Source organism: Chryseobacterium sp. 14P4.3.2 (assembly GCF_057799275.1).
The window spans coordinates 84,713-109,924 of the sequence record NZ_JBYOKO010000007.1 but is presented as its reverse complement, the minus strand read 5'-3'; the positions used below and the strand labels follow the sequence as shown (position 1 = coordinate 109,924).

Annotated in this window: 24 protein-coding genes and 9 tRNA genes; 26 read left to right on the top strand and 7 right to left on the bottom strand. The window is 35.3% G+C overall.

Annotated elements, in window-relative coordinates:
- Positions 1–192: 192 nt before the first annotated feature.
- The 19 genes from AC27VX_RS12350 (at position 193) to AC27VX_RS12260 (ending at position 8,472) form a co-directional block, all read left to right on the top strand.
- Positions 193–321: a penicillin-binding protein gene (locus AC27VX_RS12350; protein ID WP_236857457.1), complete on the top strand. Its 129-nt coding sequence runs from the start codon at positions 193–195 to the stop codon at positions 319–321.
- A 386-nt stretch (positions 322–707) separates the two neighbouring features.
- Positions 708–833 (top strand): hypothetical protein, encoded by a 126-nt coding sequence (locus AC27VX_RS12345; protein ID WP_488695809.1) that lies wholly within the window; start codon positions 708–710, stop codon positions 831–833.
- Positions 834–889: 56 nt separating this feature from the next.
- Positions 890–965 (top strand) — tRNA-His (locus AC27VX_RS12340).
- A 3-nt stretch (positions 966–968) separates the two neighbouring features.
- A tRNA-Ile gene (locus AC27VX_RS12335) sits at positions 969–1,042 on the top strand.
- Positions 1,043–1,048: 6 nt separating this feature from the next.
- Positions 1,049–1,122, top strand: a tRNA-Arg gene (locus tag AC27VX_RS12330).
- 71 nt (positions 1,123–1,193) lie between these two features.
- Positions 1,194–1,265 (top strand) — tRNA-Pro (locus tag AC27VX_RS12325).
- Positions 1,266–1,271: 6 nt separating this feature from the next.
- Positions 1,272–1,343: transfer RNA gene (locus AC27VX_RS12320), tRNA-Glu, on the top strand.
- A 5-nt stretch (positions 1,344–1,348) separates the two neighbouring features.
- Positions 1,349–1,420 (top strand) — tRNA-Asn (locus AC27VX_RS12315).
- Between the two features lie 724 nt (positions 1,421–2,144).
- A tRNA-Glu gene (locus AC27VX_RS12310) sits at positions 2,145–2,216 on the top strand.
- A gap of 336 nt (positions 2,217–2,552) precedes the next feature.
- Positions 2,553–2,628 (top strand) — tRNA-Leu (locus AC27VX_RS12305).
- A gap of 33 nt (positions 2,629–2,661) precedes the next feature.
- Positions 2,662–2,734: transfer RNA gene (locus AC27VX_RS12300), tRNA-Phe, on the top strand.
- Between the two features lie 183 nt (positions 2,735–2,917).
- The gene (locus tag AC27VX_RS12295) at positions 2,918–3,403 is read left to right on the top strand and encodes a ribonuclease H-like YkuK family protein (protein WP_236857458.1); all 486 of its coding nucleotides are present in this window, start codon (positions 2,918–2,920) and stop codon (positions 3,401–3,403) included.
- Between the two features lie 31 nt (positions 3,404–3,434).
- Positions 3,435–3,686, top strand: a complete 252-nt coding sequence (locus AC27VX_RS12290; protein ID WP_488695807.1) for a hypothetical protein — start codon at positions 3,435–3,437, stop codon at positions 3,684–3,686.
- 3 nt (positions 3,687–3,689) lie between these two features.
- Complete coding sequence (locus AC27VX_RS12285; protein WP_488695805.1) at positions 3,690–4,067, top strand: cyclic-phosphate processing receiver domain-containing protein; 378 nt, start codon at positions 3,690–3,692, stop codon at positions 4,065–4,067.
- Positions 4,064–5,077, top strand: a complete 1,014-nt coding sequence (locus AC27VX_RS12280) for an RNA ligase family protein (RefSeq protein WP_488695803.1) — start codon at positions 4,064–4,066, stop codon at positions 5,075–5,077. Before AC27VX_RS12285 ends, AC27VX_RS12280 begins: the two co-directional genes overlap by 4 nt.
- Positions 5,078–5,129: 52 nt before the next feature.
- On the top strand, positions 5,130–5,720 hold the full coding sequence (locus tag AC27VX_RS12275; RefSeq protein ID WP_488695801.1) for an RNA ligase 1 family protein: 591 nt from the start codon (positions 5,130–5,132) through the stop codon (positions 5,718–5,720).
- Positions 5,721–5,936: 216 nt separating this feature from the next.
- On the top strand, positions 5,937–6,881 hold the full coding sequence (locus AC27VX_RS12270; protein ID WP_236857465.1) for an MBL fold metallo-hydrolase: 945 nt from the start codon (positions 5,937–5,939) through the stop codon (positions 6,879–6,881).
- Between the two features lie 214 nt (positions 6,882–7,095).
- Entirely contained in the window at positions 7,096–7,659 is a 564-nt protein-coding gene (locus tag AC27VX_RS12265) for a metallophosphoesterase family protein (protein WP_236857466.1), read from the top strand.
- Between the two features lie 261 nt (positions 7,660–7,920).
- Complete coding sequence (locus tag AC27VX_RS12260) at positions 7,921–8,472, top strand: 3'-5' exonuclease (protein WP_488695799.1); 552 nt, start codon at positions 7,921–7,923, stop codon at positions 8,470–8,472.
- 140 nt (positions 8,473–8,612) lie between these two features.
- On the opposite strand, the gene AC27VX_RS12255 is transcribed toward AC27VX_RS12260, so the two are convergent.
- From AC27VX_RS12255 to AC27VX_RS12240, 4 genes are read right to left on the bottom strand one after another with little or no spacing between them, the layout of a single operon-like run.
- Positions 8,613–9,497 (bottom strand): alpha/beta fold hydrolase, encoded by an 885-nt coding sequence (locus AC27VX_RS12255; RefSeq protein WP_488695797.1) that lies wholly within the window; start codon positions 9,495–9,497, stop codon positions 8,613–8,615.
- Between the two features lie 6 nt (positions 9,498–9,503).
- Positions 9,504–9,935, bottom strand: coding sequence for a DUF1330 domain-containing protein (locus tag AC27VX_RS12250; protein ID WP_236857469.1), 432 nt, complete (start codon positions 9,933–9,935; stop codon positions 9,504–9,506).
- A gap of 5 nt (positions 9,936–9,940) precedes the next feature.
- Complete coding sequence (locus tag AC27VX_RS12245; RefSeq protein WP_236857470.1) at positions 9,941–10,279, bottom strand: GIY-YIG nuclease family protein; 339 nt, start codon at positions 10,277–10,279, stop codon at positions 9,941–9,943.
- 7 nt (positions 10,280–10,286) lie between these two features.
- Positions 10,287–10,712 (bottom strand): MarR family winged helix-turn-helix transcriptional regulator, encoded by a 426-nt coding sequence (locus AC27VX_RS12240; protein ID WP_236857471.1) that lies wholly within the window; start codon positions 10,710–10,712, stop codon positions 10,287–10,289.
- 159 nt (positions 10,713–10,871) lie between these two features.
- Here AC27VX_RS12240 and AC27VX_RS12235 point away from each other — a divergent pair, with 159 nt between their 5' ends.
- The 5 genes from AC27VX_RS12235 to AC27VX_RS12215 all read left to right on the top strand — a co-directional run bounded on the left by AC27VX_RS12235 (position 10,872) and on the right by AC27VX_RS12215 (position 19,764).
- Positions 10,872–11,015: a hypothetical protein gene (locus tag AC27VX_RS12235; protein WP_488695794.1), complete on the top strand. Its 144-nt coding sequence runs from the start codon at positions 10,872–10,874 to the stop codon at positions 11,013–11,015.
- Between the two features lie 167 nt (positions 11,016–11,182).
- Positions 11,183–13,111, top strand: a complete 1,929-nt coding sequence (locus AC27VX_RS12230) for a hypothetical protein (protein ID WP_488695792.1) — start codon at positions 11,183–11,185, stop codon at positions 13,109–13,111.
- An 84-nt stretch (positions 13,112–13,195) separates the two neighbouring features.
- A complete protein-coding gene (locus AC27VX_RS12225) occupies positions 13,196–15,727 on the top strand; it encodes a DUF6493 family protein (protein WP_488695790.1) in 2,532 nt (843 codons plus the stop codon).
- A complete protein-coding gene (locus AC27VX_RS12220; protein ID WP_236857475.1) occupies positions 15,724–18,417 on the top strand; it encodes a DUF6493 family protein in 2,694 nt (897 codons plus the stop codon). Before AC27VX_RS12225 ends, AC27VX_RS12220 begins: the two co-directional genes overlap by 4 nt.
- Before the next feature lie 3 nt (positions 18,418–18,420).
- Positions 18,421–19,764 (top strand): SWIM zinc finger family protein, encoded by a 1,344-nt coding sequence (locus AC27VX_RS12215; RefSeq protein WP_488695787.1) that lies wholly within the window; start codon positions 18,421–18,423, stop codon positions 19,762–19,764.
- Between the two features lie 105 nt (positions 19,765–19,869).
- On the opposite strand, the gene AC27VX_RS12210 is transcribed toward AC27VX_RS12215, so the two are convergent.
- Complete coding sequence (locus tag AC27VX_RS12210; protein WP_236857477.1) at positions 19,870–20,319, bottom strand: VOC family protein; 450 nt, start codon at positions 20,317–20,319, stop codon at positions 19,870–19,872.
- A gap of 400 nt (positions 20,320–20,719) precedes the next feature.
- On the opposite strand from AC27VX_RS12210, the gene AC27VX_RS12205 reads away from it, so the two are divergent.
- Together AC27VX_RS12205 and AC27VX_RS12200 are read left to right on the top strand one after the other, a co-directional pair.
- Positions 20,720–22,237: a TROVE domain-containing protein gene (locus tag AC27VX_RS12205; protein ID WP_488695785.1), complete on the top strand. Its 1,518-nt coding sequence runs from the start codon at positions 20,720–20,722 to the stop codon at positions 22,235–22,237.
- A 144-nt stretch (positions 22,238–22,381) separates the two neighbouring features.
- Entirely contained in the window at positions 22,382–23,047 is a 666-nt protein-coding gene (locus AC27VX_RS12200; protein WP_488695783.1) for a hypothetical protein, read from the top strand.
- Between the two features lie 1,097 nt (positions 23,048–24,144).
- On the opposite strand, the gene AC27VX_RS12195 is transcribed toward AC27VX_RS12200, so the two are convergent.
- Both AC27VX_RS12195 and AC27VX_RS12190 read right to left on the bottom strand, forming a co-directional pair.
- Entirely contained in the window at positions 24,145–24,483 is a 339-nt protein-coding gene (locus AC27VX_RS12195; protein ID WP_236857480.1) for a helix-turn-helix domain-containing protein, read from the bottom strand.
- A gap of 11 nt (positions 24,484–24,494) precedes the next feature.
- A complete protein-coding gene (locus tag AC27VX_RS12190) occupies positions 24,495–24,923 on the bottom strand; it encodes a transposase (protein ID WP_236857481.1) in 429 nt (142 codons plus the stop codon).
- Positions 24,924–25,212: the final 289 nt, after the last annotated feature.

Genomic DNA, 25,212 nt, shown 5'->3' with positions numbered 1-25,212 from the left:
TTTAATTAAAAATTGATTTTTTTAGTGTCCTGAAATACCATACAATTAAGTTAAAACTTTGAGTTTAAAAACTGAATTATAATTTTAACTTTTTATGATAACGATGAGCTTTGAAACACATCATTGTATTACCCAGAGTTGTGAAAATTATAAAATAATAACAAAAAAGATTTATCTTTGCACCAGAAAATTATGACAATACAAAGAGCACATATCAATGCAGAACTATTCGAAAGTCCTTCTAACAAAGGATTGTTCGGATATGATTGGATGATATGGAATGAGGCGAAATGTGCTGACTTTGGAAATTATTTACTGTAAACTTGTAAAAATTTAATCAAAATACTGCAGAAACGCCTCGATTTTTCGAGGCGTTTTTTGTTTTTTAGGTCAGAAATTATTTAGAATGAAAAAAAATAACTATAAACATGAAAATTTTTTAATTAATAATGAAACTTTAATACGATAAAATAGAGTGATAAGTAACCCGGTGAGAGACAGTCATTTAGGTAATTAAGACATCTGCAAAGTATTGCGGAGAGGAATTTCATACTCTAAAAGCAAGGGTTAATTAACTGATTTTCAATTTGTTGTATTTAAAATTTATTTGCGAGTTAAAAAAAATCATATTTACTTTGCAACCGAAAATTGAAAGCAACAGGTTTCAGGATTCAATTAAAAATAATTTAGAAACAAACAAAAATAAAATGAAGCAATTACATAGCACATTCAATCAATATTCAGGACTATTCGGACAGGAGCCGGTAGGAAGTCTGTGTATTCTTGACAATGAAATGGTGGATAAAAGGTGCTTATATACGTGGGTCAGCTAATGATCTCTTACGTTAAAATATATGAAGCGCCTCCCGAAAAGAGGCGTTTTTTTTTTGGTTTCTTTAGCTTATTTGGTAAAGCGCCGGTCTGTGGAACCGGAGAACAGGGTTCGATCCCCGAAGATACCCCCAGTAGATCTCATAGCTCAATTGGTTAGAGTATCGGTCTGATACACCGAAGGTTGAAGGTTCGATTCCTTCTGAGATTACAAAATGGTTCCGTAGCTCAACTGGATAGAGCATGGGTTTTCTAAACCCAGGGTTAGAGGTTCAAATCCTCTCAGAATCACAAAAGAAAGGTTCATGGAAAGCTTCCGATCCGGCTGTCTCCCGGAAAAGAAATTGAAATGAACCCCAAAGCTGGAAAGATAACGGTGGTTGTTTACCCGTCTTGGACGCGGGAGGTCGCAAGTTCGAATCTTGCTTTTCAGACTATTTGTTCCATTAGCATAGTGGTAAGTGCATTCGGCTTTCTACCGAACGACAAGGGTTCAAATCCCTTATGGAATACAAAAGATTTTGTAGCTCAATGGCAGAGCACCGGTCTGTTAAACCGGAAGTTGAAAGTTCGAATCTTTCCAAAATCGCAGATAAAATGTTAATTGTTTCAGGAGAAAAAGAAAAAGTTTGTCGAGAGCAGAAGATCTTTACGCCAAACACGAAAAATACAGACAGACTTTTCTTGATCTCATTAAAAAACAGTTAGAATTAAAAAATATCATTTATAAAATTTTAGGTAAAAATAAAGCTTGTTAAGCGCAGAAGTTCTTATATCAAACGAAAATTAAAACAGGCTTTATTTTTTATGAAATAATAAAAGTGGGGAAAAGAGTACTCACAAATTATAATTGATAATCAATCTGATGGTTCGCCGAAGTGGAAGAGTCGGGGTGGTCTGCAAAACCGCTGTATAAACTGAGTGGGTTTGAATCCCATAACCATCTCAAATAACTAAAATGAGATTAGTTCCGGAGAATAAATAAAAGTTTGTCGAGCATAGAAGTTCTTATATTAAAAAAAAAATTAAGACAAACTTTATTAACTCCATCGAAAAATCAGTTGCTGTAAAAATGACTGATTGCTCATGAAAACCGGAAGTACGCCGACGTTGGAGAGTCGGGGCAGACTGATATGAGGAACGAATTGAACGATTCCTTAAAAAAATGAAGAAATACAAAGTTAAAATCTGTTGCTTCATTGCTGAGTAGGTTCGAATCCTGCTACTTCCACTATACCGCTGATAATGTAATGGCAGCATGCAGGAAATGTACTCTTGTTGTTTAGGTTCGATTCCTGGTCAGTTGGTTTATTACTCTATTCGTCTAACGGTTAGGACGCCTGCCTTTCGAGCAGAAAATAAGGGTTCGATTCCCTTATAGAGTACAGGATGTGAATGAACTGGTCAATCTTGAATTAATACTAATACCATGAAAGTTCAGATTTGAAAAAATTGATCAGTCACCATTCACACAAAACAAGAAAAGAGAAGAGGTCTGTCAAGCACAGAAGATCTTTAGTCAAATATAAACACAGACAGCTTTTTTCTTTCTTGAAATAAAAAATAGAAGTAGATGAGTGATAACTGTTGAACGGTTATTAATCAGTATTTATAAAAATTAGGAAAAAGAGAAAGATTTGTCCGGAGCAGAAGATCTTTACAAACAAATACTATTGGCATAGTTCATTAATAGACAGAGCTTTCTCAAACCTAAAAAAACTGCGGGAATGGTGGAATGGCAGACACTCTTGATTTAGGATCAAGCTTTTGGGGGTTCGAATCCCCCTTCCCGTACCATGATAAATGATAAAAAATTATCAGTTATTCCCTGGAAGAGTGGTGTACAAGGTGTGCACGTTAGTCTGAAAAACTAAAGGTACAGGTTCAATTCCTGTCTGTTCCACAAAATATTTTACTTCGATATGATAATGTCAGCATTACAGTTTCAAAAACGAAACTAAAGTAGGCATGAAAAATCAAGCTTGAAGTTTAAATATAAGTTAGAAGCTAAAAGGCAGAGAAAATCTGCCAGTCAATTATTTATCAATAATCATTTATTAATTATCAAAAAAAATATGTAGAAAAAATGGAAACGCAACAACAAACATGGCAGAATATGAATGGAAAAATTTTCCAGGACTCTATCACACAGCTGGTAGAAAAAGCCATTATCCGCGAACAGGCACACGGACATCGTCTGAAAGTATGTGTGGGATCAGATTCCCATGTATATGGAGAAGCCATCAATTATGCTACGGCAGTAGTATTTATTCGTGAAGGAAAAGGAGCGTTTACCTTTATTAGAAAAGAAAGAGAAATACAGAGTATCAGTATCAAAGAGCGAATGTTGAATGAAGTAAACAAATCCGTAGAAATCGCATACGCTATCTGCTCTCTGTTGGAAACTTATGGAGTAGAAATGGAGGTACACGCAGACATCAATACCGATCCGGATTTCAAATCCAATGTTGCTTTGAAAGACGCAATGGGATATATTTTGGGAATGGGGTATGTGTTTAAAGCAAAACCTTTTGCTTTCGCAAGTTCCAACTGTGCTGATATGATGGTATAATCATATATTTTTCAAACTAAAAAATTTAAAAATGCTTTTATACGATAAAATAACAGTAATAGACATAGAAGCTACTTGCTGGGAAGATGATAGAATCCCTGAAAAACAAGAACGTGAAATCATTGAAATCGGAATCTGCAAACTGAATCTGTCAGATGGAAGCATAGAAGATAAAGGAATCAGGCATTTGCTGGAGATTAATCATATTCCGAATATTACGAGATTTGAAGAAGTAAGACTACACTTTTTAAAAACTGTGGTAGAATGGATTTTTAAAAATTAAATAATGGAAATTACAAAAAGATTATTGTTTCTGGACGATATAAGATACCCTGTTGAAGCGTATCAGTACACCAAACAGGAGATATTCCTCAGAAATGACTGGCATATCGTTCGGAATTACGAACAGTTTGTCAACAGTATTTTGGAAAAAGGGCTTCCGGAAATGATCTCTTTTGACCATGATCTTGCAGATAACCATAATCTTAATCAGGATACTCAGCAATATGTAGAAAAAACAGGGTATGACTGTGCAAAATGGCTCATAGAATATTGTATGGATCATTATTTAGACTTGCCAAAGTTCTATTGCTACTCCATGAATCCTGTAGGAAAGGAAAATATTCAAAGCCTTTTAAAAAATTTTAAAGAACAAAAAAAATGATTTTCAAAACATATAACACTATAGAAAATGCTTACCAGGCCCGGGTGATCGAACAGATCAGGCTGCAGGGCTATGGGGATGAGGTTTTCATCGTGCAGGAGAAAGTTCATGGAGCTAATTTCTCTTTCTTTACCGATGGAAAGGAGATTAAAATTGCGAAAAGAACTGCTTTCATCGAAAAAGATGAAAAATTTTTCAATGCACATCAAATTTTGGAGCGTTACAGAAAAAATGTAATTAAAGCGTTTCAAAAGGTAAAAACCATATATCCGGATATTGAAACCATAGTGATCTATGGTGAATTGTTCGGCGGCGGTTACAAACATAAAGAAGTAGAACCGGTAAAAGATGCTGTGAAAGTGCAAAAAGGGATTGAATATGCACCTTACAACGAATTTTATGCCTTCGATATTAAGTTGAACGGAGTGACCTACATGGATACAGATATCATCAACCAAATTTTCGAAGAAACAGGTTTTTTCTATGCTAAAACATTGTTTCAGGGTACTTTGGAAGAAGCTTTGAAGTTTCCAAATGTTTTTAATTCTAAAATTCCAACCTGGTTGGGATTCCCGGAATTAAACAATATGTGTGAAGGAACCATCATAAAAACTTTGAAAACCAAATATTTTGGAAACGGTGCAAGGGTCATTCTGAAAAATAAGAATGAAAAATGGATCGAAAAATCAAAGATGATAAAAAAAACGGCAAAAACTGCTCAAAAGCCAGTTCATTTTAGTGAAAAAGCTCAGCATATCTGGGACGAAATCCAACAATATGCTACAGTAAACAGATTGAACAATGTTGTGAGTAAAGTTGGCGAATTCGAACCCAAAATTATAGGAAAAGTAATCGGCCTTTTTGCAAAGGATATTTTCGGAGATTTTGAAAAAGACTTCCCGGCCGCTTTTACAATTATTGAAAAAGAAGAGCAGAAAAGGATCAACAAAAAGTTGAATTCTTTAGTGGTTGATATTGTAAATGAAGAATTAATTTCAGCAAAAGTGTAGTTTGCTGGTGATGCCAGTGAATAAAAAACTTTTGCCGCTAAAACAATTAAAAATGAAAAAGATAAGTACATTATTCAAAAAAGATATAAATAATTTAGGACGAGTTATTAACGAAATTAATCCTGAAAACAATTGGGTTTTTAATGAAAAAGCTATTGCTACACAAAAGTTTGATGGTTCCGCATGTGCGGTAATCAACGGTAGATTATACAAAAGATACGATGCCAAGAAAGGTAAAACAGCTCCTGAGGGCGCAATTCCGTGTCAGGAGGCAGATCCCATTACAGGCCATCATCCGCATTGGGTAGAATGCAGTATTGAGAAAAAAGATGATCAATACTTCTGGGAAGGGTTCAATGCTTTAGCTGAATCGGGCAGTGTGGAAGATGGTACTTATGAACTTATCGGTGAGAAAGTACGAGGAAATCCTGAAAATATTACAGGTCATTTATTAGTAAAACATGGCCATAATATTCTTAGGTTAGAAAGTTTGGATTTTGATTTTATCAAAAGCTTTTTGAGTAATCCTGAGAATAATATGGAAGGTATTGTTTTTCATCATCCAGCGGATAATCGTATGTGTAAGATCAGGAAATCTGATTTTGGTCTACGTAGAAAAGCGGTAAAAGAACTTATTGTTTAAAATAAAGATTAAGTTTCGGTAATTCGTTTTATCGGAACTTTTTTACGTGTTAAATTGAACCATACAAAGCCAAAGAACTATTATGAAGCATTCTCTTTGTTATTCCGTAGGAATCTAGGTAAAGTTTGTAGGAATAATGATTAAAATTGCGCGTTTAGATTCTTTCAAGGATAAACGGAGAATAGAACTTTTGTGGTTAATAAAAAAATAAAAAAAATGGTACAGGCAGAAATAAAAAGTCTTTTAAAAGAAGACATCAGTATATTGATTAAAGTTCCCAATTCAGGAAAGCATTATTTATGTGATTGCGGAGAAGCCAGTTTATTGACAGTAAAAGAAATACAGTCGATATCAGCGGTCTTCATCAGCCATACCCACATAGATCATTTTTCAAATTTTGACGGAATTTTCAGGCATCAGATCGGAAGTGGAGAAAAAGTAGTGATCTGTGGACCCGCCAATATTCATCAGCAGGTTGAAGCAAGATTAAAATCGTATACCTGGAATCTGATTGATGAAAATGCTATTGAATATGAAATCCGGGAAATTGTTTCAGAAAAAGAAATTAATATTTATAAAATCCATCCCCCATATTGGACTCTTGAATTTGTAAAAACCCAGGATTTCCTTTTTGAAGATGAATATGTAAACGTTGATTTTGCTATTCTGGATCATAAAACAGATTCCATATCCTATCTGTTTAAAGAAAAGGATTCCGTTACCTTTAATGAGAATGGCTCAGGATTTAGAAAAGGAAAATGGATTAGTGAACTGAAAACGGCTTTTGGAAATAATGACCAGGGTAAGGAAATCGAAATCGAAGGAACGGTATACAAAGCTTCTGATTGGTTTCATTTACTGACGAATAATCCCGGATATAAGCTGGGCGTCATTATGGACCACGCAGCGTGTGAAGAAAATTATGAAAAAATAAAAGCTGTTTTTGAAGGAGCAGACCTTGTGTATATCGAAACGTTTTACAAAGATACCGATCAGGAATTTGCAAAAATCAATTATCACAGTTTTGCCTCTGCATCAGGAAAAATCATGAATGAATGTCGGGTAAAAGAAGCCGTTCCCATTCACTTTTCAAGAAGATATACGGAAACTGATCAGGAGGAAATTGAAACTGCTTTTTATACAGCATTCCAAAAGGATTAATTAATAGATAGAGTAAAACTAAACCGTAAAAGCTAAAAAAGACAATAAGCATTTAAGCTGTTCCCAATTCCTTTAAAAATACATTTTAAGGATTGCAACTGCAGGCATTTTGTTGGTCATTCAGCAGGAGCCTCAACGATGAGAAGTGTATGTGATTTAAATTACTACACCATTTAAAGATCTCTTTTTACGGAAAAAATTAAACAATAAAAAAATGAAACCTACTATATTTTTTACAGCAGACCATCATTTTGGTCACGAAAATATTATAAAATTCTCTGAAAGGCCATTTGAGTCTTTGGAGCATATGAACGAAGAACTTATTAAAAGATGGAATGAAAGAATCCAACCCGGTGATACCGTCTATCATTTAGGTGATTTCAGTTTAGGAAAACCGGATTTTACAAAGGAAATTCTGGATAAGCTAAATGGAAACATCCATCTGATAAAAGGGAACCATGAAGGAGCGGCATTAACGTACCCTAAACGGTTTGCTTCCATCAGAGATTACCATGAACTTAAAATTGATGATTCCGATAATAAGAACGGAAAACAAAAAATCATTCTTTTTCATTACGCCATGCGTACCTGGAACGGTTCACACCGTGGTGTCTGGCAGTTATACGGACATTCTCATGGAACTTTACCGGATGATGAAATGGCATTAAGCTTTGATGTAGGGGTAGACTGCCATCATTTCTACCCGATTTCTTACGAAGAAGTAAAAGAAATCATGAAGCAGAAAAAATGGACCCCGCCATTTGAACCAAGAGAATGATGATGAGTGATAATGAGTTATAATAATGCGTGAAAATGAGGAGAGATGGTGAATATGCTTATAATACTGCCAGAATTTTAAGTGAAATTCTGAAGTAGTAAAAAAACAAATTAGTAACAATTTAAGCCGGAAGAGATAAAGAACGGAGATTTTATTCTTCATTTTTCCATCCTGTCTGTCATTCCATAATAATCTCAGCTCAGGAAAAGAAAATACATTTTAGAATATGGATAAGTCTTCCGGCAGACAAAATTTAAACAAGTGAAAACAACAGAAAATATATTAATAGTAGACCTTGAAGCAACGTGTTGGGATAACCGTCCGCCAAGAGGTGAAGAAAGTGAGATCATAGAGATCGGTGTATGCATTATGAATGCCAGAACCGGTAAGATTTCCAAAAATGAAGGAATTTTAGTAAAACCCCAATACTCAAGAGTAAGTCCGTTTTGTACTGAACTTACTACCCTTACACAAAGTATGCTTGATAGTGAAGGGATCATGCTGGATGATGCATTTGATATTCTGAGAGCAGAATATGATTCTGAAGAACTGACATGGGCGAGCTATGGAAATTATGACCTGAATATGCTTCAGGACCAGGCCAGAAGATTCTATACAGATTATCCAATGAGTGATGATCATATCAATGTGAAAACCTTATTCGGGGCAACTCATCCTACCATCAGAAAAAGTGTGGGAATGAACAGGGCTTTGGGCGAATTGGGCTTTACACTGGAAGGTACTCATCACAGAGGGGTTGATGATGCTAAGAATATTGCGAAAATCCTTCATTGGTGTTTGAGTAATAATTAAACTTCTCAATAGAAGTGAAAATGCAAAGGGGCTGTTTCAAATTTGAAACAGCTCCCTTTATATTTTAAGATGCCTTAATTACATCGTTGAACTTTCCAGTGGATCAATGCATAAACTGAAAATCAGCCAGATATTAGATATTATAGGACTGTATCAGCTATAAGACCACAGATAAAGCTGTGTAATTCTGAAGGAATAGAATGCCCCATTCCGTCAATCAGGACAAATTCAGAATTTACAATGGAATATGCAATATCTTTTCCACACTCCGGATGAAAGATCAGATCATCTGTTCCGTGAATGACCAAAGCAGGTGCTGTTATCTTTTTAAACACTTCCGGATTATATTGATAGGATCCCATGGCCATAAGCTGTCTGATAATACCGTTTTTAGTTTTGGAACGATTGAGTTCTTCTTCTATAAGAGCAATTTCCAGGTTTTGATCAAATGAATACCCGCTGCCTGATATTCTTCGGGCAAAAGAAATTTTTTCAGCAAAATACTTTTCTCTTTCTGTTACAGGATTGGCTGAAGGTTTCATCATCATTTCCATAATTTCTGGGTCGGCTGAAGGTAAAACTGGATGTAAAGATGTTGACATAATGATTGTTAATGATAAAATACGTTCCGGGAAGTAAGAACCTAGCAATTGAGCAATAATTCCTCCCATAGAACGCCCAACAAAATGAGCCTTTTCAATCTGTAGATGATCCAATAATCCAATGACATCTTTAGCCATATCCATTAGAGAATAGGGGAGATCTTCCGGTTTCAGCGTAGAAAAATATTCCTGAGTATTTCCATTAAGATGAATTTCTTTTCCAGAAATATAGACAGAAGATCCGGAATCTCTATTGTCAAAACGGATTACTTTGAAACCTTTATCCACCAACAATTGGCAGAATGGATCTTCCCAACGAATCATCTGGTTTCCCAATCCAGCAATCAAAACAATAGTCTTTGGATTTTCTTCCCCAAATATCTCGTAACAGATTTCTACTTCTCCAATTTTTACTGTTTTCATCTGCTTTTATTTTTTGTATGACAGTATTTCTTCCAATGGCAAAAGCCTGGAGTCTTCAATCGCTGCAATTCTGTGGCCTACGATTTTCATGTACGCTTCATTCTTTTCAAAATTGAAAAAATCATTGACGCTTTTCTGTTTAATGAGCATACAGATATCCCAATATTCATTCTCGGGACCAATTAAAAACTGTTCTCCTTTTCCTATGAATATAATTTCGCCGCCGCTTTCTTTTAAAAATGGTTCAGTTTCTCTGATGTATGTAAAATAAGCATCCCAACCACTGGTTTTTTCAGATGGTTGAAGATCCGGATATTGAGAATAATCTGCCTCTTTCTTGAGTTTGATAAGATTCATATTGATAATGGGACCTTGTATATTTTTCAAAAAAAGATGTTTTCCTGCTTCAAAAGTAGGAGAGAGATAATGTGTTGACATAGTTTTTAGTATAACTCATTATTTATCTCAGAAATATAAGCCTTCTCAGCCTTTTGTATTTCTTTACGATAATTGATGAATGAATTTTCCTGCTTGGGTATAATCATTACAAATTCAAAAGTAAAAGCTTCACTTCTAGATTCTGTCCAGTCTTTTTGCAGGGCTGTATTGTTGCACAGTCCGCTGTTTAATTCAAATTGTATCCTGTTCACAAGAGCTTCCAGGTTCAATGAGCTTTGGATGTATTGTTTTCCGTTGCTGTTATTCTTTAAAGACAGAACGCCCATAGTAACGGTATGGTTTTTTGCCTTCTCTCTTAATTGTTGTTTTAATGCATTTTTCATATCATAGTCATTGTATATTTCCCCCTAACTCAAATAAGAAATCACTTACGGTACGGAGAGATTTATTCTTTTTAGGGGCTAAAATATCTTTTGTAATATTTTCCGCACTGATCAGAGCTTCTTCAAAAATCTTTTTCCCATTGGGAGTAATGACCACGTAGCTTACTCTCGCATCCCTTTCATTGGTTTCTCTTCCTACTAACCCTATTTTTTCCAGGGGATTCAATAATCGTGTTACCCCGGAAGCGGTAATTCCTATCTTTTCCGCAAGGTCTATTCTGCGCATCTTGCTCTCAGAAGACGTATTCAGAATGTAAAGAATGATAAAATCATTGAGCCCAAGCCCGTGCACACTCAAAGCATCAAACTTTCTTGAGATGACAGATTGAAGCTTATTGATATTCATTAAGAGTAATAATTCAGAACTTATCATTGATTTATATTTGATTTATCAATTATTTTTATTTTGCAAATATATACATTTTAATGAGTTAAGTTTGGTTTTTGAAATAAAATTTAATCAAGAATTATAGTAAATGATTTTTTAATACCATTTGAAAATATGAATTTTCTTCACTACTTTTAAAACATCATGAAAACAAGTATTATATATACCAAAAGAGATAAGAAAACTGTACTGGAAGAGAGTACTCTTAATGAACAGAAAGTATATCTTAAACATATTTACGAAAATGAGGTATTGAAAAAAAAGAAGTCTGGAACAGGAATAAAGTAGATTCCATCACTTTATATCCCTCCGAAGACGAAAAAACTTCAGATGAAGAAATTCTATTTGAGAATATTTTTCTCAGAAGTGTTCAGATCATTCGCATTAAGAATAAAGATGAATATCAATGGATTCATGACAAAAAATATACTAATCTTCTTCTCACAAAAGAGGAAATGTATATCAATGACTTTAACAGCAGGAAAATAGCATCATATAAAGTTGATCAGCTTAACGGAGTACAGTTGACAAAATATCTGTACCCGAAAGACGGAGACTATCGCGAAATAGATTACTCTAGATCCAGAAATCCTTATCTTGAAAAAGAGAAATTTATCAGCTATCTCAATGAGGTTTTAGCAGAAAACAACAGTTCTCTCAGCCCAGCGTATTATTTGGAATTTTTACCATTTTTTCCTTCGGGAGAAGATCCTGAATTTGAAACGGTACGTTACTTTTCTTTTTACGAAAATAAAGAGATCACCCTGCAGCAGGCATTTTTTGAAAGAGAGTTTGATAAGAATATTTATACTGAACATCAGCTTCGGAGAACAGATCATTTTAAACGTCTGGAAATGATCAAAAGAACCTATTTTATTAACGGCAAATCTTCATTTTCGCCTGAAGAAAGCCTGAGTATTCCTGTAGAAATACACAATCTGATAGAAGAGAAAAATGGTTTCAAAAAGTGGGAAATCAAAACTATTAAAGACAATACATTACATACCAAAGAAGTATTGGTTACCAATGCAGAAGGGCAGCGTTTCTTCTATCAGGAAGTTGACCCTTTCAGTAAAAAGGTTCTTGTGACGTATAAATTTGCAGATTTTTCAACATTGGGCGGTTCTTCTTCAACCCATATGAAATACGATGCTGAAGGGGCGCTCATTACTGAAGGTGTTACTTTATATGACTACTGGGATAGTGAGTTCTACAGTATAGAAGCTATGCAGCAGGATGGTTTTTTTGAGTCGGAATATGGAAAATATTTCAAGTCTGCCTCTCCTGAAATTCCGGTTAATATCCCAGTTATTAAAACTGTATATAAAAATCATCTGGATGAAATTATTCCTGAAAACGAGGCAAAACAACAGTATGAATATTCGGAAGAAACCTATCAAAACGGCCATCTTTTAAAACGAATTTCTTATAAAGCCCATTCACATAAAGATTTAAAGAAAGATGAGTATCATATAAAAAGTGCTACTTATTACGATGATCTTGAAAACCTACCCGATCTGGAGAATTTTGTAGATAATTCTGATGAAATTTATTACAACAAAAGAACCGCGAACAATTATATTCTCTATGATTTTATTACCAGAAATTATTGGGATGAGAAAAAAGCTGAATTTTCGGGGAATGTGGTCTACGACAATTTTTACAGAGTAGTCTCTAAAGTAATATATGATGCCCAATCCAAAAAATTGATTTCAGGGATAAAGAAACTTTATATGAATGTAACTCCTCTTCTGGGTCAGAAATATATAACAATTAATTTCAACAATACAGGAGAAGTGGAAAGCTACATTGACAACCGTTTTACTTTTCCTGAGTATTATACCAAAGAAAATTTCGAAAATAAAAATGAAGAAAAAGGACCTGTGTCTCAAGAGTATTATAAGGATTTAAAAAATATCATTCCTAATAATCCTGCCTTTCCTTTTGCAGATTTTAACAGTCGTACAATCTTTTATGCCACTGAACCTGGAAAAGAAAGTCAAATCACAGGATTGATGGTAGATTCTAAAATTAAAATAGCCGCAGAGGAATATATCGTAATACATTTCCTGGATTCCGAAACCGTTCTGGAGGATTATATGAAAATGATTCCTACATCCGATCTTTACTTTTATAATATTGAAAATACGGGAAACACCATTGAAACAGATTTTTTCGGAATGAAAATTCATGCCCATTTTTCAATTGATCTGATTTCCAGAACTATAGTGTGTCAAATTATAAATTCAGTAGAGAAGGATGTAAGTTTTAGAAAAGAACATTCTAATGAAGCTACGAATGTCTACTTTTTTTACGTGGGTGAAAAGAAAATTTTCGTAACCTTTTATTCAGAACTGCTGATAGGCCTCCTGTTAAAAGCATAAAGTTTTGTTAAAAAATTCACTTTCAAGGGATAATTTATTTCCTGTAGATCATTTTTTGTTATTTTAGCCACCAAGAATGAATCTATGCTAATTGAGGACGAGTTTAAGACCATATATTTAAACTATAGAATCAAGGAAACTGTTCCTTTTCTTAAGACGCTCACACCAAAAGATAAAAAAGAAGTTCTTGCTCTTTTAAAAATATATATTAATAGAGAATGGGGGCACAATAATATCTCTGTGTTGGCTGCTTTAGCCTGTTGCAAAAGCAAAACCGAATATGATAAACTAAGTCCCGGATATTATTCAATGCCGGTGGACCTCATCGATGACCTTTTTGAGTTTTATGTTCCTGATTGGTTGGGAGAAAGCCATTTATTTTTAAGAAATTTTAACTATTTGAAAGTTTTGGAATGGGAGCAGAAAGGCTACCTTAATCTGAATGACGATATAAGTGCCTCATTACTTTCATCTTCAGGAAGTTTCGAAAGCTCATCAGAAGAAATTTTATTCACTTATCCTGTTACCTTAGAATCGCATATCTGGCTCATGTTTGAATATGAATCTGATATTACTTCTCATTACAAAGGCAGAAACTGGAAAGAGGTCTTGAAAGCCCTTGCTCAGGACCAGAAAATTGATCGCTCCAAACTTCTCAGATCCAGTCTTAAAGCTCTTAATTTTAATTTTTCAAAGGACCATAATACCTGGTTTTTAGAGCTTTTTGCTTACCTTGAACCTAGCGGTAAAGAAATTTTAGAACTCCAGGAGGAGCTGTTTATGATTTTTCATTCAACACAGCATTCCCTATTCCCCGGAACATTAAAAATAATTAACCAAGTCATCACAGACAAAGCATTTAAAACAGAAGAGTTTTTACATGCAGGATCTTCCCTGATCACACTTCCTACCAAAAATATTGTCAGTGCATTGCTTCTTACTGTAGAAAAAATAGCCAAAGATAATAACAGATATAATGAAGAGAGCTGTCTTCTTGTGATGCCTGTTTTTCTGAATAAAGATAAAACACTGCAAACGAAAGCTGCAAAAATCATTGCTAAATATGGAAACCCTGAATCCGAAAAAATACAACAAGAATTAACACTTTATAAAGAATCTCTTCTTTCAGACGCCCAAACATTACTGGAGAAATTTCTTACCGGAAAAGTAAAGATTGAAAGTAAAGAAACCCATGGCTATGAGACCGTTTCATGGCATTTGTCGGAACCTGTTCTATCCATTGAGACTATTGATGATTTTATCTTCTTTGCACCACAGGTTTTCAGTAACAATGAAGTTTGCCATTTTGAACAGTTTTTAGAAGCTTTGTTAAAATTTAATGGTGAATTTCAGGAAGAACATTTCAATCAGCTGGAGCCGGCTTTCAAAGCGGCACTTAAGGTAAAAGGAGCATCAGGTCTGCGTCACCTGCTGGCTGCATTTTTTGTCAATTATGGAATATTGAAACAAAAGAGAAAATCTCAGATTCTGTTAGACGCACAGCTAGAGTTCCATACCCTTGAAAATTGGGTTGAAGAGAAGACTCCTTTTGTTTTTAAAGCATATCACCAGCTTCTTTCAGGTGTTTTTGAACTACTTAAAGAAAATAAAAAACTTCCTCTTCTCTGCGTACCTGATCATACCCCTTGCTGGATTAGTGTTCATCATCTGGTTAATAACTTGAGAATCTATCAGCTGCATGACGAACTGCCAATACCTTTTGACTTGCAGATCGCGGTTCTTCGTGTAAAAAAAGAAAATCCTGATCAGGAAGAAAATTATGCAAAAGAACAGTTAAATGAAAAATATTTTGAATTTCTGAAGCCTGTTTTCGATGGGAATTATTTCAGAGACCGCTATGACCATGTATACCTGGATGGCAGCTTCAACCAGGAGTTCAGTTACCGGAAAATTTATAAATGGAATAATACAGAAGAAGTCCCACAGCTCTTGGTTTCTATTGATAGCCGGAAAGAACTTTCGGAAAAAGCTTCCTTCTTAGACCATTTATTCAACTCTTATCATGCTGTGTATGATGACGATTTGATCCCTATTTTATATACTTCTCCTTATTTTTCCGGCACTATTGTAGGCAGGAAATATAATGAAAGTCTATCCAATTCCGTTTATCAGTATGATATCAAAAAGAATATAGAACTTCTGGATGCGTGGATGAGACTTCATCTTCCTTTTCAGCCTGTTCATTATTTACTACTGTCTGCGGGACTATTTAGTAAGGATAAAATATTTTGTGGTATAGCTTTTGAAGTCCTAGTAAACAAGGCGGTTTCCGAGGATTTTGAGGTACAGGAACTAGGAATTCTGATCGGTAAAAAGATCAGTTTTGAGTGGGCTCCTGTTAAAAGACTTACAGACGGATTATATGGTCTTATTAATTTGAGTACCAGCCATAATCTGGCTTTCGAGAAACTGCTGACAGCCATTCTTTCAGCAATAGAAAAGCCGGTTTTTAATCTGAAAAAGCTATTAGAGCTTTATTATGAACTGCTTAGCAAGAATCAGACGTTACCCGATGAAACGGTTTCCGGTCTGCTTAAAGAATGGAAAAAAGAGAATAACCTGAAAAAAATTATATATCAAATTAAAAGCACATGAAAGAAAGACTTTATGAGATCCTTAATGAGGAGCAAGTACATGAGATTATTCCTTTTCTAAAACAACTTAGTGTAGAAGAAAGAAAAACATTAGTGCCATCCATAAAGAAAATGGACCGCGAAATCAGTAAAATTGTGATGACTAAAAATTCCTATCATACGGTAGGTTCTGCCAGTCAGCATTCTATCATTGATATTGCATCATTTGTTTGTATGGACAAAAAGAATTTCGGTAAAAATTACTGGAGCCTCTTCCGGAATGCCGAACAGACAGAGCAGATTTTGGAGTGGGGGTGTCCAGATTGGTTTTCGGACTTTATCAATGAATCTGTAGAAGCCGAGTTTACAGCCTTCAATTATCATGACATCCTGGGATGGACAAAAAAAGGATATGTAGAACCCAGACCGGAGCTGCTTGGGCATCACCTGAGCAATTATCCATCAGATTTGGATCAGTATCCGGAAACACTTACAACCCACTTTTGGTATTTATGTGAATACCCATCCAAATCTTTACCATTCCGTAAAGAGTGGTTCCCCCTGGTTCAAAAGTTGGTAGCAGAACAGAAAATTGAAAGAAAACGATTTTTACGAGAATGTTTGCTGGCTTCCAACAGAAACTTTAACAAAAATGTGACGGGCTGGTTTATGGATGCGTTTACTACCTTAAAGCCTACAGAAGCAGAACTACTGGAGCTTCAGAATGAATTGCTTGCCGGATTGGCATCGGTACAGTCAAAAGCGGTCAATACCATTTTGACACACCTGAAGAAAATAGCAGGAGCGGACATTAAAACCGAAGAACTTTCCCATTACCTTCCAAACTTGCTGAGTTCGGAGGTGAAGACAGTAGTGATCTCCGGCCTGTCTCTAACGGAAAAAATCTTTCAGAGAAAAAGACTCGATCCGGAAATGTTGGGAATGGCTTTAAGTACTGCATTTGTAAGCAAAGATGATGGCATACAGACGAAAGCAGCAAAGATTATTCTGAAATATATCCCGCCTTCTGAAAACATAAAAGAAGCGTTATCACATTATTCGGACAATATCCTGACCAATGTACGTCCTCTTCTGGAAAAATATATAGAAGATAAACAACAGGAGCTGGAAGATTTAGCCTCTGAAAAACTCTCTCTTACTACGGAAGAAAATAAAGTCAAAGTACTTGAAAACTTTGAAGATCTGATGTTCTTTCTTCCTTTGGCAATGGAAGACCCTTATAGCCACCATTGTGATATCGCTTTAGATGGATTTATACGTTTTGCCAATGAAGTAGATGCTGAATCTGTAAAACTCATAGAGCCCGTATTCCTGAAAGCATGCAAAACAATTGCAAAATGGGAAGTTCCTTATTTGAATGTTTTATTGTGTAATCTGATTATCAATTACGGACTGAGCTTATTGGAAAAATATCCCATTCAGCTTAAAAACCTAGAAAAAATATATCAGAAAACCAGTGAAGAGGAAGCTGGAAGAGAGGCCAATTCAAATTATCAGAAGAAACTGGGCCCTATGGAAAAAGTAGGAGCCGAATCTCCTGCAATGAAAGCTTTTAAGGAAATTGCCATATTTATACATCAAAAGATAAAACTGGGAGACAGCATTCCATTGCTGTTTACAATCACGCATTCACCGTGCTGGATTTCTCCCGTGGCTTTGGTGGAAAAATTTGAGATCTATCAGAATAAAAATATAGAACCCCATCACCTGGATGTTCAGCTGGCATTGCAGCGCTGTGCCTTAGACAATACCTCGGAAGCAATAAAATTAGTTGAGGAAAAATTAAAAGGTGAGTACAGAGAGCTACTGCTTTTCTTCTTTGGCAAAGATATCCGTCCGAAGGGAAAATTTGAACACCCTTCATGGTGGATGACAGCCGGGATTACGCGTTCACCGGAAACTGTATTTAGTGAATTCAGCAATTTTGGATATGATAATATTCCTGAAGAATTCCTTATTGGAAACTACAGCTGGAAAACTATTGATAACAAGAAAAACTCATATTATCCGGTTGAGCTGAATATTGTTATCCCAAAATATCATCTTGAAAAAAGAAAAGAACCTTTATTTCTGGAATATTTTGTTGCAGGCCAGAAAGAACTTTCTGAAACTCCTGCATTAATGTGGTGTTTTCCGAATACTCCGGCAAATGCATTGGCGAAAGTGATTAAACACTGTCTTTTCTATTCCGGGATTGCTGAGGTCTATGAAAGAAACCTTGTTTTGAATACTTCACAAGCTCTTTATCAGATCAAGAAACCTCTGGATAAAATAGGAAATCTGTTTTTAGGAACAATCTTCCTTGACGGGGATAAAACAATCCGTGGAACGGCTGCCGAAATCTGGCTGGAACACGTTTCTCATCAAATGATGGACAATGCAGAACTGGGAAGAGTAATCGGACTTCACGAAAAACTGGAATGGGCACCTGTTAAAAGATTAACAGACCTTATGCAGCATCATATGCTGAATGTCAGTAAAAATCATAATATAGCATTGGAAGAACTTATTTCCAATATACTGCTTCAAATGGGAGAACCTGTTACCAACCTGAAAAAACTCCTTGAAGTGTATCACGAAGTATTGGCTTTAAATCAGTCGGAAGCCCATATAAACTTAATAGAAAAATTAAACGACTGGAAAGAAAACTCGAGCCTGAAAAAAATCTGCAATCTTCTTCTAAAAAAATAATTTATGGAAGATACGCTTATTTACAACTATTCCAGGTCATCCTCTTTGGCAAAAAAAGATGATCTGGAAGAACTGTTTCTTGCTAAATACAGTGAGATACACAAAAACACGGATGTTCCCTGCTTTTTTTGGGGAAATGTTGGCCAGCCGTTTATTCTGGCCAGATGTCTGATTACACTTTCTAATATTGTGAAGTCCAGTTTTAATCTGTCACCGTTTCAGATATCACTCCTCAAAGATCCTATTGTCACTGCGGGAAATGAAAGACTGCGCTTTGAGGGATTTTCACATTGTGCGGGAGTTTATGCAAGGGTGGATGTATTACCTGATGGTCTGGATGGTGAATTTTTAGAAAACGGAACTACCAATGTGGACTTTAATCAACCCATGATAACCGCTTTGGGAAGTATCCGTCCCAATGAGAGAATTATGCTTTCTGTGGGAGAAAAAGAAGTCGGTTTATACAAAGAAGAGAAAAAAGTAATAGAAAGAAAAGTTCCGTTACCTGTAAAATGGATCAAAGGTCTTGGAACCGTACAGATTTATTTATCTCAATCTGAAAAACGACATAGCTTCAACAAAATTCAGACTCAGCAGTTGTTCCGGGGAATGCCGAAAGGAGTAGTGAAATCAGACTATTATCTTATCGTAAGAGGAAATAAACCTATGTTTTCTCCTGTAAAATCAGCAGATGCTGTATGCATTGGCGGTCTTCACAGGCTTCGCCTTCTGGAACCTTTACTTCCTTATATAGACTCTATGCAGATCTTTTCGCATTCTAATATGCAGTCTACGACCTGGCAGCTTTATATGGGGAATATAAAATTCAGTTTTTCTTTATCAAGAGAAAGCTGGAGAGGATTTTCGGGAGAGGGGGCAGTTTTGGATAGCCTTATTTCTGATATTTCAGATCAGTGGATTGATGCTTTGGATAAATATGCATATGCCAATCAGTCATTCAGTACAACTGCATTGGCTCTGGAAGAAAACCTAAGCCTTACAGCCACTGAGAATCTTACAGGAAGACTTGCAGCCATGGGACTATTAGGATATGACCTTGATGATCAGGAATTTTTCTACCGGAGATTGCCTTTTAAGCTTAGCCGTATTCTGGAAATGAATCCCCGTATGAAAAATGCAGAGAAGCTGATACACGAAGGAAGAGTAGAAATATTAAATAGTAACAAAGAAAGAACAGAAGCCAGAGTAGGAGGAACCGGTGTACATCATACCGTAATCATTGATGATGAAAAAGAACGGTGTACATGCGAATGGTTCAGCAAATATCAGGGGGAAAGAGGCCCTTGTAAGCATATGCTGGCTGTAAAAAAACTGGTTAATATTTAACAACAGTTTTTTTTAAAGATATTCATAATGCTTTATTTTCTGGCCACGAATGTTAAATGAAAAGATTCGTGGCTGAAAACAAGCTTATAAGATAATAAGATTTTATTATTTTTTTTGAGCTAACCAATCCTCATAAGAAAGTACACCCAATTCTGGTTGACCGTCTCCTTCAAGAATTGAAATAAATTCCAGTTGATTACCATCCGGATCGTTGAAATAGATGGCCAAAGCGGGCATCCATGAAAATACCATCGGCTCTATACTTCCGTTTTTCAGGAAATTATAAGGCTTTAAATCCTTTTTTTCTAAAAACTCTACAGAATAATTTAAAATATCTTCCTTACTGCTTGAAAAAGCAAAATGTCTTGGCTGAAGATTCTCCTTTTGCTCCCATAGTCCCAGCATAAACTCTTTCCCTTCTCCAACCCATAAAAAGGCAATAGGACGGGTCTCATCTCTATGAGCTAATTTTAGGCCCAATACCTCTGTATAAAACTGAATAGCATTTTCCAAATCACTTACCTGAACGTGTGTTTCATATAATCCTTTAATCATAGTTCTGATTTTAATAAGAACAAAGCTAGAAAACAAATCCTTAAAAGATAGAGATTCGTGATCTCTTTATATGAAATGAATGATAGAAGGTTTTTATAATTGATAATTGAAAGTGAAAAATTCTAAATTTAGAATGATAGTCATTCCTTAGAGGTGGGTTATACTCCGCTTTAATATATATTGCCTCATTTATCTGGCTTTTCCAAAATTAAAATAGAATCATTCTCTTTTTAAAATCTGCATAATCAGGACAATCCGGAAGATAATTGAAATTAAATCCGGAAAAATTTTAAATATTAAGGTTCTACGCAGAAACATTGCGTAAGACAACGTTTATTTTGCATCAGAAATCAGAGAGGAAGTATCAATCCTTCCGATGTTTAACAGAAAAACAGTAACCATGAAATTTAATTTTTTAAAGAGAGAAAATAAAGTAGTACTAAACTACGAAGGTGAAAAAGCGTATGCAATGACACCTGCCGAAGAATTATATAGTGCTGTTGTTACAACAGGGCTGTCAAATACCACCTATGAAAAAGGAAATGACAGATTGGAAAGAATCCAGTCTCTGATTAAGAAAAATGATCCTGAATTCGTGGCAAGATTGGCGGTATATGCAAGAAGAGATATGTATCTGCGTACTATTCCGTTGGTTTTGACGACAGAATTGGCTAAGCATACTTCAGGAACTGATCTGGTGAGCAGAACTGTGGATGGTGTTGTTCAGAGAGCTGATGAAATTACAGAGCTGCTGGCTTATTACCAACTTGCCAATGAAAGAACACAAACTAAAAAGCTGAACAGATTGTCAAAGCAAATTCAGAAAGGTCTGGTGAAGTCATTCAACAAATTTGATGAATACCAGTTTGCAAAATACAACCGAAAAGCAGATGTAACATTGAAAGATGCCTTGTTTCTGGTTCATCCAAAAGCTAAAGATGAAAACCAGCAGGAAATTTTCAATAAAATTGTGAATGGTAATTTGCAGACGCCTTATACCTGGGAGGTTGAACTTTCAAATCTAGGTCAGGCAAAATTTTTCGACGATACAGAAAGAAAGCGGGCATTTAAAAACAAATGGGAAGAGCTTATCTTCAGCAACAAAATGGGCTATATGGCCACTTTGAGAAACCTTAGAAATATTTTGGAAGCTGGGGTATCACCTGATGCGATGGAAAAAATATGCGGTTATTTATCAGATGAGAGAGCGGTAATGAAGTCAAAACAGCTGCCTTTCAGATTTCTGGCAGCATACAGAGAATTGAAAAAAATAGATTCTCCTTACACTTCTTCACTTCTGGAGGCATTGGAAAGTGCCGTTGTGATAAGTGCCGGAAATATCAAAGGTTTTGGTTTTGATACGTCAGTAGTGATTGCTGCCGATGTATCCGGCTCTATGCAGCAGCCGGTTTCACCTAAAAGTAAGATCTTACTTTATGATATTGGTTTACTGATGTCTATGATTTTACAGTCTCATTGTAAAAATGTGGTGACAGGTATGTTTGGTGACCGATGGCTGAGAACCCCAATGCCTAAAAGAGGTATTCTGAGAAATGTGGATGAACTGTACAAGAGTGAGGGCAAAGTAGGATATTCTACCAATGGCTATCTGGTAATAGAGGACCTGATCAAAAGAAAAGAAAATGTAGATAAAGTAATGCTCTTCACGGATACCCAGATGTGGAATAGTACCGGGACCGCAAACTCTTTGGAAGCTTCATGGAGCAGATACAAAACAATTGCTCCCAATGCAAAACTGTATATTTTTGACCTGGCAGGCTATGGAAAACAGCCGCTTGATATCAGAAAAAATGATGTATACCTTATTGCAGGCTGGTCAGATAAAATTTTTGATGTACTGAATGCTTTGGAAGATCAGAAATCTGCCGTAGAAATGATAAAAAATGTAGTGCTGTAAAAGGCACTGCTTTTAAAATAAACAATTTATTAAGGAGCTTAATCCCGCTTTCCACTCTATCTTTTTCTCCAATGCTTCTTACAGAGCCAGCTTAGAAAAAGGATGCCGTTACAATCGGGGCTAAGGAAATTTAAAGTATTTATTATGATAACACTTATTAATACTATTGAAGTCAGTCCACTTATCTATGCTAAAGAAGAATATGAGCTTCCTTCAATCGCGGATTATCCGAATCCTGAAAAATGGTATATGAAATGGGAAGAATTAGCTTCGAAGCTAAAATTTAACTTTAAACCTATTGGACAAGGATCTTATCTGGTGGATATAGAAACCATTGATGATGAAAACTTAAAGATGATTTTAGAATCTAAAGTGGATAAGATAGATTTTGATGATCCTGAAGAAGTTGATTTTGTAATGGCTTTTGGTGGGGGAGTGGTACTGAAGGAATATGATCAGATACCTATTCAACCCAATTGTTGTGGAGATATGTCTGATATTCAGAACTGGCAGGATATTTTTGAAAATCATACTTCCGCCTGGACTATGTTATGGATAGGGCATCCATGGGTTTTATATAAAAGAGAAAACGGAAAAATAAGTTTTTCAGAGTATACAGAATCAGGTATGGATGATCTTGGAGATATAAAAATTGTTGCAGAAGTAGATGAATGCGAACTCAAAACTGAGTTGGAAAAAGTAATACAGCATCAAATCAATTTTAAGAACAGAATATTATCCATTTTAAAAATGATGAATTATAAATTTCCGGAGAAAGTTTCTAAGCAATTAGCCGGAATTGGAAAGTGACATAGGAAATGGAGGCGTTAAGAAAATAAGCTATGCGAACGTTAAGAAAATTCTATTGTTTGAAGCGCGATACAGAAAGTGAATCGAAGAAGTAACATTACATTCGCGCAAGTTTTAGAATTTTTAGAGAGGATAGGTTATTTTTAGCCGTAGTTTCCAAGTCTTGAACTTTTGGTTCTTTTGCTTCAAGGCAAAACGAACAAAATTTAAATAAAAAAATAAACTACGTAAAAAGATCGCGTACATACAGTGTAATTTTGCAGTGTTAATATTACTGGTGCCGTTAGAAAGACATCCTTCGATTCCAAACTGACAGAGTCTTTCACCAGATTGCCCGGTAACGAACCAATGCCGTTGATAAGAGTTTCATCGTCAACTTCCAATTGAACATCAATTACTCTTATCATTAATTTGCTTGGTTTTTTAATAAAAAATCACTGCGTAAAAAGAATGCGTACATGAAATATAAATTTGCAAAAGATAAAACTAATAGTCATGAATAACTATAAAAAGCAAGTGTCGTAAAACAGAGTTACTTCGTATGTAGAGGCGGCAATATGGGTTTGAGTCCTGTCCTGTTATGGTAGTGTAAAAATGATAACACTCCGCCAGCAAGTCTCTGTTTGATATAATTATCTTGCCTTATCAAGTGTCGTTTTAGAATCATACTTCGAAATTTTAATCATTGGGTCGCAGGTTCGAATCCTGCCTTTTCCCTCGAAAAGGAGAAGTAGCTCAGCTGGTAGAGCAAATGCACCGAAGATTCAGAAAATATTACCTTGATTTAAAAAAACAAAACAAGTGCCGTAGAATCAGTGTTACTTCGCGACGGTGTCACGGGTTCGAGCCCCGTCTCTTCCACAACAAAAACACACAATCTATATAGGAAGAGTAGCTCAGTTGGTTAGAGCACGACATCACTTTTTGCTTTTGCCTTGTTTTTATGCAGTCAAAAGCCGGAAGTGGGAAGCTGGAAGATATCTTTGTATCATAATTTTCTATAAAGTCAGAATTTTTCAGGCTTTAATTTCTTCCTTCTTCCCACCTCCGGTTTCATACTGAAACGGATGATGAATTTTTATAAAAATGCTGGTAAACTACTTATCAGCATTTTTTATGGTATTTTCAAGCTCTTCCTCAAACATCGTTTTCCATTTTGAAAGGGTAGTTCTGCTTATTTTATATTTTCTGGACATATAGCTGGTAGAATGACTATGTTTCTTCTGATACTGAAGAAGTTTGAGCATAGTTTTCTTATCATAGGTCTTAAGCTTTTGATTTTCTCTGGAATGCTTGAAAAGTCTGTCATTGAACTTAAGGACATCTTCTGTAGTGTAAAGCTTTTCAAGAAGTTCTTTAATCTTTGGATCTTTCAGCTTCTCAGGATGTTCCAGCCTGAGCATATCCTGATAAATTTTTTTGTAATTGGGGCGCATCTTATTTCTTTTTATCCGTTAGTACTGTCACTCTTTTGAAGCCATCTGTGGAGTGTACTTTTAGGAATGGAATATTCTTTAATGACCTCTCCCTGCGTCATCTCTCCGGAAAGAATTCTTTTCATAATAAAATCTTTAATTTCCTGAGTATAAATATTTTTTCTGAAATAAGGGATTTTTTCAGATTTCTGCTGGCTCTTATTCACTGCAGACGGTGGAGCATATAAGATCAGGTGAGAACTGTAAATCCTGAAAAAGTCATATTCTAATAATTTACTCCATCGTAAAAGAAGGTCAGCGTCCAGAGATTTGCTTTTATACATCTTTTCAACGGATTCTTCATCACTGCCTAAAAATTTGCAGATCCTCTCCATGGTTATTTCACTTTCATCAATCTTCTCCTGAATAAATTTCCCAATATGGATTTCTTTATATAACATTTTTATTGAATATTATCTTTTGTTTAAAATTTATACATCAAAAAATGAAAATAGGTGTTTTGTATTATTGTTTACAGCAGAGTATAATTCACTTATATATGAGATTGGAAAAGATAAAATAAAGGTTCGGGTATCTTTAAATACACGGAATAAGGTCAAAATCTTCGCAAATTCGATTAGGACAAATCTGATATATTAAAAGGAGGTAGGTATCGTCTATTTAATGTATCTTTTGGGATATATTCCTTATTATCAATGGGTTTTATCTTTCTTCCTCTTTTTCTAGCTT